Source organism: Pseudomonas mediterranea CFBP 5447 (assembly GCF_000774145.1).
GTDB lineage: Bacteria > Pseudomonadota > Gammaproteobacteria > Pseudomonadales > Pseudomonadaceae > Aquipseudomonas > Aquipseudomonas mediterranea.
The window spans coordinates 836,966-848,012 of the sequence record NZ_KN322987.1; the positions used below are offsets into that span (position 1 = coordinate 836,966).

5 protein-coding genes are annotated in these 11,047 nt (G+C 63.7%); 4 read left to right on the plus strand and 1 reads right to left on the minus strand.

Annotation, left to right across the window (positions count from 1 at the left end):
* Positions 1-52: 52 nt before the first annotated feature.
* A complete protein-coding gene (locus N005_RS23650) occupies positions 53-2,116 on the minus strand; it encodes a TonB-dependent receptor (RefSeq protein WP_047703401.1) in 2,064 nt (687 codons plus the stop codon).
* A gap of 247 nt (positions 2,117-2,363) precedes the next feature.
* Here N005_RS23650 and N005_RS23655 point away from each other — a divergent pair, with 247 nt between their 5' ends.
* From N005_RS23655 to N005_RS23670, 4 genes are all read left to right on the plus strand, one after another.
* The gene (locus N005_RS23655) at positions 2,364-3,341 is read left to right on the plus strand and encodes a TauD/TfdA family dioxygenase (RefSeq protein WP_052126461.1); all 978 of its coding nucleotides are present in this window, start codon (positions 2,364-2,366) and stop codon (positions 3,339-3,341) included.
* 8 nt (positions 3,342-3,349) lie between these two features.
* Positions 3,350-6,760 carry a condensation domain-containing protein gene (locus tag N005_RS23660; protein WP_047703402.1) on the plus strand — a complete coding sequence of 1,137 codons (3,411 nt, stop codon included), beginning with the start codon at positions 3,350-3,352 and terminating at the stop codon, positions 6,758-6,760.
* A 17-nt stretch (positions 6,761-6,777) separates the two neighbouring features.
* Positions 6,778-7,824 (plus strand): TauD/TfdA family dioxygenase, encoded by a 1,047-nt coding sequence (locus tag N005_RS23665; protein ID WP_047703403.1) that lies wholly within the window; start codon positions 6,778-6,780, stop codon positions 7,822-7,824.
* A gap of 109 nt (positions 7,825-7,933) precedes the next feature.
* Positions 7,934-10,996, plus strand: coding sequence for a non-ribosomal peptide synthetase (locus N005_RS23670; RefSeq protein ID WP_047703404.1), 3,063 nt, complete (start codon positions 7,934-7,936; stop codon positions 10,994-10,996).
* Positions 10,997-11,047: the final 51 nt, after the last annotated feature.

Sequence of the window (11,047 nt, forward strand, 5' to 3'; positions counted from 1 at the left end):
CCGTGACACTGCAAGCCGGGCGCGGGAAGATTGCCTTCCCGCGCCTCTGGGCTTACATGTCGTAGCGCAGGATCATGCCCAACGTGCGCGGTGCGCCGACGTCGATGATGTCGTCGCTGCGGTTGTTGGTGACATATTCCTTGTCGAACGCGTTCTTGACGTAGGCGGATACGGCGACGTTCTTGGTGACCTTGTACTCGGTGTTGAAGTTGACCAGTACGTAGTTGTCGCTCCGACGCTCACCCGTGACCTTGCCGCTGGCATCGAACTCGTATTCAGACGGCGCGGTGCTCTGATAGGTGATATCCGTGCCGAACATCAGGCGGTCGTTGTAGTGATAGATGCCGCCCACCGACATTTTGTACTTGGGTGATGATAGGAACGATTCACCGCTCATGTCCTGGCCGGAGCCAGTGACGAAGTCCTTGTACTTGCCATCGGTGACAGCGCCACCTGCGGTCAGCGTCAACTGGTCAGTGACATCCTTTTCAACGAAAACCTCCAGGCCCTTGATGTCGCTGCGACCGGCGTTGAAGACATCGATGACGGCGCTTCCGCTCTGCCGCACACTGACCTGCTGGTCTTTCCAGTCGGTGTAGTAGAGGTTGGCGCGAGCGCGTAGTGTCTTGTCGAAGAACGAACCACGATAGGACAGCTCGTAGTTGGTGGTGTATTCCGGATCATAGGCTTGGTGACCGCTACCAGAGCGCAGGTTGACACCACCGCCGCGATAACCTTTTTGCACCATGAAACCAAGGAACTGGTCCGTCGCCAGCTCGTAGTCGATGCCGAGTTTCGGAAGCACGGCATCGAACGATTTCTTGACTGTCGCCGGAGCGAAGGAACCATCCTGGTCGATATCGGTGTCGTTTGTCTCGTGGTCGTAACGCAGACCGGTGATCAACGTCCAACGTGGCGCAAAGGTCCAGTTGACTTCACCGAACACCGCCTTGTTATCAATCGCGGTATCCCCCTTGACGGTACGAACCAGGACGTTATCGAACAACAACCGATCATGGAATTTATTGGTGTTGTGGCCGTAGTAGGCGCCGACGAAACTCTTCACAGTGTCCGAATCGTAATTCAGACGCAGCTCCTGGCTGAACAGGTTACCCTCCTGCTTACGCAGGACGACCTCGTTGTCCACGGCAGTCTGGTCGAAGTCCAGACGGTTGCTGTAGTCCGAGCTGGTATTGGCAGTCATGCTCGTCAACGACCAGGCATCGTTCAGACGATGATCCACCTTGGCGCTGAGAGTGTCCTGCTTGAGGTTGTCGAAGGCCTCGGTATTGGACGAGATGTCGTAATAGCTGGGCTTGCCATCAGTGCCGCGCATCGTCGAGCGGTCACCCTGGCGGTGTTCGCTATGAACGTAGGTCAACAGAACGTCAGTGTCGTCATTGGGCAGAATCAGCAATTTGCCGCGTGTGTTGCTGGTGCGATGCGGGTTGGCGTCCTTGTCGAGCGCAGTATTGCGGATGTAGCCGTCGCCGTCGGTGTAATCCACGGCAATCCGGCCGGCGATCTTGTCATCGACGATGGCACCGCCACCTGCAACGGCCGCACCATGCTCACCATAGTTCCCCATGCTGGTTTGCGCCGAGAAGCTGGGCTCGAACGTCGGTTTCTTGGTCTCGATCACCACCGCACCGGCCAGGGAGTTACGGCCCTGGGTAGTGGATTGCGGACCGAGGAAGACTTCGACCTGCTCGGCGTCCCAGAGCGGCACCGGGCTCAGGGTCAATGCGCGGTTCGGTTGCACGGCACCATCGACATACACGGAGACCGCACCGTTAAGGGCTGCCGGCCCCTGGTCGTCAAAACCGGACACCGGCACGCCACGGATACCCCAGGTTTCATTGTCGGCCTGGCCATAGACACCCGGTGTACGAGCGAACAGATCCACCAGGTTCTTGTCGGCATGCTCGCGCAGCTTTTCTTCAGTGACGACCACCACACTGGACTGGGTCTGCTCCAGGGTACGGTTGATTTTCTCACCCGTCACAGTGATCGGAGCGATCTCCACGGCAGTGGACTCTTCCGCTGCCCATGCACAGTTGCCAAGGCCGATTGCCGACCCCACAGCCAACGCAATTGTATTCTTTTTGAAATTCAAGCCCCGCACCCCTGCGACAGATATTTTTGGTTTTTTTGAGCTGGCCGAACGCTGTTTGGCGCCAGCGGAGCGGAGTCTAATCCAAAAAAAAAATTAAATAAATAGTATTGATAATCTCTCTCATTTGTACCTAGTATGTCGTCCTGTATTAGATCCAAAACACTACAGACGAGTCCTACAGAGGCGCCTGGCGCGCCATCTTCAGGCCTCGTAACGGGTCGAAAAAGATAGAAGAGGATGTGCAAGGATGACCTCAATCGAACACCTGGACAGGCGTTCCGAGCCTTTTTCAATGACTTCCACGGACGGCGGTGAACACGCGTTGCCCGTGTTGGTGCAGGCGACGCCTGGGCAGTCGATTCACGATCTGGACGCATCGCTGCGCGACAGCCTGCCCCACGTGCTGAACACCGTGGGCGGGGTCTTGTTTCGCGGCTTCAACGTGGCGACCCCGATCGATTTCAAGCGCTTCGCCGCCAGCTTCGGTGCACCGCTGGCCAGTTATGAGTTCGGCTCCACGCCGCGCAGCAAAGTCTTCGCCGGGGTGTACAGCTCCACGGAATACCCGGCCCATCAGTTCATCCCTCTGCACAACGAGCAGGCCTATACCCGCCCCTGGCCTTCGCGCATCTGGTTCCACTGCATCAAGGCCAGTGAAACCGGCGGCGAGACGCCGATTGCCGACAGTCGCCTGATCTACCAGCGCATGCCCACCGAGATCCGCGAGCTGTTCGCCAGCCGCGAGCTGCTTTACGTGCGCAACTACAGCGGCGCCCTGGACCTGCCCTGGCAGAAAGTCTTCAACACCGAGGACCGCGCCCAGGTCGAGCGTTATTGCCGGGACAACGACATCGAGTGGGAATGGAAAGCCGACGGTGACCTGCGTACGCGCCAGCGGTGCGCGGCGGTGCAGCAGCACCCCGAGACCGGCGAATGGGTCTGGTTCAACCAGGCCCACCTGTTCCATGTGTCGGCCATCGAACCGAGCGTACGTGCCAGCCTGCTGGCCGCCGTGGGTGAAGAGAACCTGCCGCGCCATGTGTATTTCGGCGACGGCTCGGCCATCCCCGACGAGATGCTCGACCGCGTGCGCGAGGTCTACCGTCAGACCGCCATCAGCTTCCCCTGGCAGCCCGGCGACGTGCTGATGCTCGACAACCGACTGGTCGCACACGGTCGCAATCCTTACACCGGTGACCGCAAGGTCATCGTGGCCATGGCGTGAATTGCAAAATGTCTTCATTCGAACAGTGGATCGAAGTGCTGGAAACCAATGCCCGGCGCTTTCCAGAACGTGCCGCCCTGCACTTTTTGCCGGACGGCGTCACGGTCGGCGAAACCCTGACCTTTTCCCAGTTGCACGAGCAGTCCCAGTCCCTGGCGGCTGCGTTGCAGTCGCGCTATGCGCCGGGGGATCGCGTGTTGCTGATGCTCCCCAGCAGCCTCGACTACGCCCGGGCGTTCTGCGCCTGCCTGTATGCCGGCATGATCGCCGTGCCGTTGTTTCCGCCGCCGTCGCGCAAACCGCGGCACCTCGAGCGCGTGCGCAATGTGGTGGTGGACGCCGAGCCGGCACTGATTCTCGCCCCGGCGGATCACTGCGAAGGCTTGTTGGAACTGGTGGAGGGCCGTGTCGACGTGCTCACCGTCCAGCACCTGGGCACACCACCGCCCAGCCAATGGCAACGCCCGGCCATCGACGGTTCGACCGTGGCCTTCCTGCAATACACCTCGGGCTCCACCGGTTCGCCCAAAGGCGTCGAGGTGCGTCAGCGCAACCTGATCGCCAACGTCGAGCTGATGCGCCAGGCCTACGGTTTCGATGAACACGGCGCCATGGTCAACTGGCTGCCGCTGTACCACGACATGGGCCTGATCGGTGGCCTGCTGGCGCCGATCTACAGCGGCATGCCCTGCTACCTGATGGCTTCGCAGACCTTCGTCAACGCGCCGTCGACCTGGCTGCAGGCGCTGAGCCGCTACCGTGGCACCGTCAGCTTCGCGCCAAATTTCGCCTACGCCCTGTGCAACCGGGTAGTCAGCGACAACCTGATCGCCCAACTGGACCTGAGCGCCTGGAAACACGCCATCAACGGCGCCGAACCGATCCACCCCGGCACCCTGGAAACCTTCGCCCAGCGCTTTGCCGCCTGTGGCCTCAACCCGTTGGCGATCAGCCCCGGTTACGGCCAGGCCGAAGCGACTCTGTGTGTCAGCGCTACGCCGGAAGACGCCTTGCCGGTGACGCTGCGCCTGGACAAAGCGGTGTTGGAAACCGGTCGCGTGGCCCTGGCGGCCGCCGGTGCCGCCGCCGTCGAATTCGTCGCCTGTGGCTTCCCCCAGGCTTTGCACAGCATTGCCATCGTCGACCCGCAAACCCATGAGCGCTGCGCTGCCGATCGCATCGGTGAAGTGTGGCTGAAGGGGCCGAGCAACGCCGAGTCCTATTGGAAAAACCCCGAGGCCACCCGCGAAGCCTTTGAAGCGCGCATTGTCGGCTCGACCGAGCATTACCTGCGCTCCGGCGACCTGGGGTTCATGCACGAGGGCCAGGTGGTGATCTGCGGGCGGCTCAAGGACTTGCTGATTCTCAACGGACGCAACCTGTACCCCCACGACATCGAATTCGCCATCACCGATGCCGAACCGGGCATCCGCACCGGGCGCATCGCCGCGTTCTCGGAAATGGACCCGACCCTGGGCCGGGAGAAACTGGTGATCGTCGCCGAGCCGCAGCGCAAGTTCGTCGACCCGGCGCGGCACCCGGCGCTGTTTGCCTCGATGCAGAACGCCGTGCGCGAAGCCGCCGACTGCGGCATCGACCAGATTGTGCTGGTGGAAGCCGGCACCATCCCGATGACCACCAGTGGCAAAATCGCCCGTCAAGGTGCGCGCAAGCAACTGGCAGCGGGGACGCTGAGCATCATCGCCCAGAGCGGCGGGCAGCTCGCTTCCAGCGGCGAAACCCTTGGCCTCGACCCACTCAAGAATCTTGTCCAGGCCTCGGCGCAAGACGCCCAGGCCGCTTGCCGGCAATGGCTCCAGCAGACCCTGCGCGGGGTGAATCCGTATCTGCTTCCAGACTTCGAACGGAGTCTGATCGGACAAGGCCTGGACTCCATCGGCGTCGCCGACTTCGCCGCTCGCCTGCACCGGGACCTGGGCTGGAGCCTCGACACCCAGCGCCTGTTCGGTGAGCAGACCCTGGGGCAATGGGCGCAAGACCTGCTGGCGTTCCTCAGTGCGCCGTCTACCGCGATCAGCCCTTCGGCCGAACGTACGGAGGTCAGCGAAACCCGCCAGTCCTTCGCCCAGCGCCGGCTGTGGTTCCTGCGCCAGCTGAACCCGGACGACACCCGCCACAATCTGGTGCTGCACCTGCGCCTGCAAGGTCCATTGGACGTCGAGGGGTTGGCCGAGCGCTTGAACAGCCTCGTCAACCGTCACAGCGTGCTGCGCACAGTCTATCGCGACGGGGTGGACGGCCCGCAACAACAGGTTCTGCCCGCCACGCCGGTGCCGTTGAACTGGCACGGGCAGACCGAACAGCAAGCGCTGCGCGACTGCCTGGCGGGCGAACACGCCACGCCGGTGGATCTGGTCAACGGCCCCCTGCTGCGGGCGCAGTTGCTGAGTCAAACGGACCAGCAACACGATCTGCTGCTGACCGTGCACCACATCGCCTTCGACGGGCGTTCGGCGCAGGTGCTGCTGGCGGAACTGGCCGGCTCGGCAAGCGCTGAATGGCCGGTGCAGTACCTCGACTTCGCCCAGTGGGAAGCGGCGCACTGGAGCGAGCAGCGGATCGCCACCGAGCAGGGCTTCTGGCGCGAGCATCTGGCCGGCCTGCCACAGACCCTCGAACTGGGCGGCAGCGGCCAGTTTCCGGGTGAACACAGCCTGGACTTCAAGGTGCCCCAGGCCCTCTGCGAGCCACTTTCGACGCTGGCCCGCGAACGCGGCATGACCTTGTTCATGCTGTTGCTGGCCAGCTATCAACTGGTGCTCAAGCAACTGGGCGGCCAACAACGATTCCTGTTGGGCACTGACGTCAGCGGCCGTCCACTGGCGGAGCACAATGACGTCATCGGTTTCTTCGTCAACCAGCTGACGTTGCGCTGCAACCTGCAGGGTGAACCGACCCTGGCCGGTTTCCTGGAGCGTGTTCGCGATGAGGCGCGCCTGGCCTATGCCCACCAGGGCTTGCCTTTCGACCTGGTGGTGTCGGCGCTGGCGCCGCAGCGCCTGCCCGGTCACTCGCCGCTGTTCCAGGTAAAGCTCAACTACCAGCCGTCCCGAGTCACGCCGACCGCCATCGCCGGCGCGCACCTGCAAGCCCTGGAAGTGGCCCAGGCACCGGGAGATTTCCATCTGGTGCTCGACCTGGTGCACGACACCGAGGGGCTCGCCGCAACCCTCAAGTACCGCGGCGAATACTTCGATCAGGACCGCGCCTTGCGCCTGCAATACCTGTGGACGCGCCTGCTGGAAGACACCCGCCACTTGCTGGACGAACCGCTGCCGGCCCTGGCCGAGCGCATCGATGCCTGGGACCAGGCCTTCCAGCGCGAGCGGCAACAGGCCCGGACGCTGGCCGGTCGCAGCCAGATGCTGCAAGCCAAACGTCGCTCAATGTCCCTTTAACCGAGTCGGATGCCGTTATGTCTATCATGCCCCCATCGCCCCGCGCCCTTGGCGCCGTGCGCCGCAAAGCCATGAACGTCTCGGAACAGCAACTGGTCACCGAACGCCTGCTCAGCCCGGAGCATGCCCTGCCGCTGGTGATCGAGCCGGCGGTCAGTGGCGTCGACCTGGTGGCCTGGGCCACCGGCGAGCGCGAGTCCATCGAGAAAAAACTGCTGCAATACGGTGCCCTGCTGTTTCGCGGGTTCAACGTGGCGTCCGTCGAGCAGTTCGACCAGGTGATCGCCACCCTCTCCCCCGGTGCCCTGGAATACATGTTCCGCGCGTCGCCCCGGACCCGGGTCGGTGGCAACATCTACACCTCGACCGACTACCCGGCCGACCAGATGATTTTCCCCCACAACGAACACTCTTATTCGCCGCGTTTCCCGCTGCGACTGTTTTTCTATTGCCAGCTCCCCTCCGAGACCGGTGGCGAAACCCCGATTGGCTCGACCCGTGCGGTCAAGGCCGCCATCAGCCCGGAGATCGAAGCACGCTTCCGGGAAAAAGGCGTGATGTACGTGCGCAACTACGGCGATGGTTTCGGCCTGCCGTGGCAGTCGGTGTTCCAGTCCGAAGACCGCAGCGAAGTCGAAGCCTACTGCGCCAGCGTCGGCATCGAAGTGGAATGGAAAGACAACAATCGCCTGCGCACCCGCCAGCGCGGACCCGCCGTGGTGCGCCATCCACGCACCGGTGAAGAGGTCTGGTTCAACCACGCCACCTTCTTCCACATCAGCACCCTGCCGCCGCACATCCGCGATTCGCTGCAGAGCAACTTCACCGATCTCGACCTGCCCACCAACACCTTTTATGGCGACGGCGAACCCATCGAGCCGCAGGTGCTGGAGGCGCTGCGAGCGGCCTACCTCGACTCGCTGGTGCGTTTCAGCTGGCAACAGGGCGATGTGTTGTTCATCGACAACATGCTCGCGGTCCACGGACGCGAACCCTTTACCGGCAGGCGCGCAATCATGACCGGCATGGCCGAAGCCCTGCTGTCGAGCGACGTCGCTATTTGACTTTCAACGGCGGCACCGTCGTCCGCCAGCGGCTCCCGTGACGTTCAGTCAGTGAGCCCCGGCGCCGACGCTGCCGCAGATCCAACCCCCATTTCCAGTCGAGTTGAACATGAGCGGACTTCAAGGTTTTCGTATTTCGCCGCAACAGGCAGCGCTGTATCCCCACATCAAGGGCGCTGCCGAGCACCCGTTCGGTTGTCACTTGCAATGGTCGCTGTCCGGCCCGACCGACGTCGAAGCGCTGAACAGCCGTCTGCAAGCGCTGCTGGCTGCCAGTGAAATCCTGCGGACCCGCCTGATGCCGGTACCGGGCCTGCGTCATCCGGTACAGGTCATCGACGAGACCGGCACACTGGCGGTGGCCCAGCTGGACCTGCGCCAGCACAACGGCTCCGACCAGGATGCCGAACTGGCGCGCCTCGTTTCGCAAACCCGGGACTGGACCGCGCCGCTGGCCGTGACCCTGGTGCGCCTGTCGGATCAAACAGCGGTACTGGACCTGGCCGGCGCGGGCAGCCATTTCGATCTCGCCAGCCTCAGGCTGCTGGCTGACGCCTTGCTGCAAGAGACCCCGGCGGATCTGTCCGAAGCCCTGCAATACGCCGATTACGCCGAATGGCGCTGGAACCTGGTGGAAGACGAACCGGACCATCCGGGCGTGAGTTTCTGGAAAGCCTTGGGCGAGGCCGAGCAGCCCACCTTGCAACTGTCCCTCGAAGCGCCCAGCGGTGCCGGCTTCGCCCCTGCCCGACAGGCACTGGCCCTCCCCGCCGAACTCGCCCGTCACCCGGCCCTGACCTCGGCGTTGATGCTGGCCGCCTGGGCAGCGGTACTCGGCCGCCAGGCCGGCCAGCAGCAGGTCCCGCTGACCTTGATCCACGAAAGCCGCGGCGCCGAACTGGACGCCGTTCTGGGAGTATTCGAGCAGTGCCTGCCCCTGAACATCGACCTGGATCCCCAGGCCACCCTGCTCCAGCAGAGCCAACAGTTGGCCGCCTCGGTGGAGCGCACCACCGGCTGGCAAGACTATTACACCCGGGACCTCACCACGGGCTACGCCTTCGCCTGGCGCTCGGGTGATGCCCGGGAACGCTACGCCGACGCGCTGATGGGCCCGGTGAAAGCCTGCCTGAATGTCCGCCAGTTGCCGGACAGCCTGCACGCCAGCGTGAGCTACGATTGCCACACCCTGAGCGCCGCAGCCGCACGCAGCCTTGGCGAACAATGGTTGCAACTGCTGCAAGGCGCCTTGGCCGAACCGCAACAGGCCTGGTCCCACCTGCCGCTCGGCGGACCGTTGCAATCGGCGATTATCGACAACGCGCCAAGCTCGCCCTCCATCGAAGCGCTGACACTGGTGGACTTGATTGCCCGCCAGGTTCGCCAGCAACCGGACGCCATTGCCCTCAGCGACCAGCACGGCGACCTGAGCTATGCCGGCCTCGACGCCTGCGCTACCCGTCTGGCCCATCGACTGGTGGCAGCCGGCATCGGCCGCGACGTGCCGGTCGGCATTCTCTTCCCGCGCAGCAACGCCGCCATTGTCGCCATGCTCGCAGTGTTGAAAGCCGGTGGTGCCTATGTGCCGATCGACCCGACCTACCCGGCCGATCGACGCGCCTACATGCTGGCCGACAGCGGCATCGCCCACATCGTGGTCAGCGCCGAATTGGCCGACAGCCTGCCGGCGACCCTGCAACGTTTCGTGCTGGATGAGCTGAACGAATTCGACGCGAACGACCTGCCGCCGCTGCCCCTGCCGGACGCCAGCGCCCTCGCCTACCTGATCTATACCTCGGGCTCCACCGGCGCGCCCAAAGCCGTGGAAATCAGCCATGGTGCCCTGAGTTTCTCGACCCAGGTGCGGATGGCTGCCTACGAGACGCCGGTGCGCGCCTACCTGCTGTTGTCGTCGTTCGCCTTCGACAGCTCGGTCGCCGGGATTTTCTGGACCTTGGCTCAAGGTGGCCGGCTGGTGCTGCCGGCGCCTGGTGAAGAGCTGGAGATGGCGCGCCTGGCGCAGCTGGTTGCCCAGCACAAAGTCAGTCACGGCCTGTCGCTGCCATCGCTGTATCAGGCCCTGCTCGATCTATTGCAGCGCAGCGCCAGCGCCGACAGCCTCGAGTGCTGGATTGTCGCCGGTGAAGCTTGCCCGCCGGCCCTGGTCGCGCAACACAGCAAGACCTTGCCACAGGCCCGCCTGGTGAACGAATACGGTCCTACCGAGGCCACGGTCTGGGCCAGTCACGAGGTACTGGAGCCGAGCCGCAGCGTCAGCATCGGCCGCCCGATTGCCGGCATGGACCTGCGCCTGCTGAACGAATTCGACCAGGCCTGCGGCATCGGTGAACCGGGTGAGATCGTCCTCGCCGGCCCGACCCTGGCGCGGGGCTACCGCAACAAACCGGAAGAAACCGCCAAGGCCTTCGTCACCCTGGCCGACGGCACCCGTGCCTACCGTACCGGTGACCTGGCGTGCTGGCTGGCCGACGGACGCGTGGCTTTCCTCGGCCGCAAGGACCACCAGGTCAAAGTCCGCGGCTACCGCATCGAACTCGGGGAAATCGAACGGCAACTGTGCAGCCACAGCGACGTGCGCGAAGCCGCAGTGATCGTGCAGGAACACGCTGCCGGCAAACGCCTGCTCGCCTATGTCCTCGCCGCGCATGGCTATGCGCCGGACTCGGAAGCGATCAAGCGTTTCCTCGGCGAGCGCCTGCCGTCGTACATGGTTCCGGCCCGAGTGCTGACCCTGGCGACCTTCCCGCGCACGCCTAACGGCAAACTCGACACCCGTCAGTTGCCCGACCCGGATCAGTTCGACGAAAGCACCCACGTCGCACCGCGCAACGCCATGGAAACCACCTTGCAAGCCATCGTCGCCAAGGTCCTGAAGCTGGCGAGCGTGAGCGTCACCGACAACTTCTTCGCCATCGGCGGTGACTCGATCCTGAGCCTGCAAGTGGTGGCCCAGGCCCATGAGCAAGGGATCGCGCTCTCGGCCAAACAAGTCTTCGAACGCCAGACCGTCGCCGCCATGGCCGAGGTCGCGCAGCCCCTGGCCGAATCCGCCGCCGAGCCGCTGGCAGACAGTGCCGAGTTCAGCGCCTCGGGCCTGTCCGACGACGAAATGCAAGCGCTGATGGCCGAACTGGACGAGGCCGACCTGTGAGTCGTTCCTCCCGTTGCCAGGCCATCACCGTTGCCCCCTTTTACGCAGGAC

Coding starts and splice junctions, on each gene's coding strand:
- N005_RS23670 (WP_047703404.1), top strand. CDS start 7,934: ATGAGCGGACTTCAAGGTTTTCGTATTTCGCCGCAACAGGCAGCGCTG.
- N005_RS23665 (WP_047703403.1), top strand. CDS start 6,778: ATGTCTATCATGCCCCCATCGCCCCGCGCCCTTGGCGCCGTGCGCCGC.
- N005_RS23655 (WP_052126461.1), top strand. CDS start 2,364: ATGACCTCAATCGAACACCTGGACAGGCGTTCCGAGCCTTTTTCAATG.
- N005_RS23660 (WP_047703402.1), top strand. CDS start 3,350: ATGTCTTCATTCGAACAGTGGATCGAAGTGCTGGAAACCAATGCCCGG.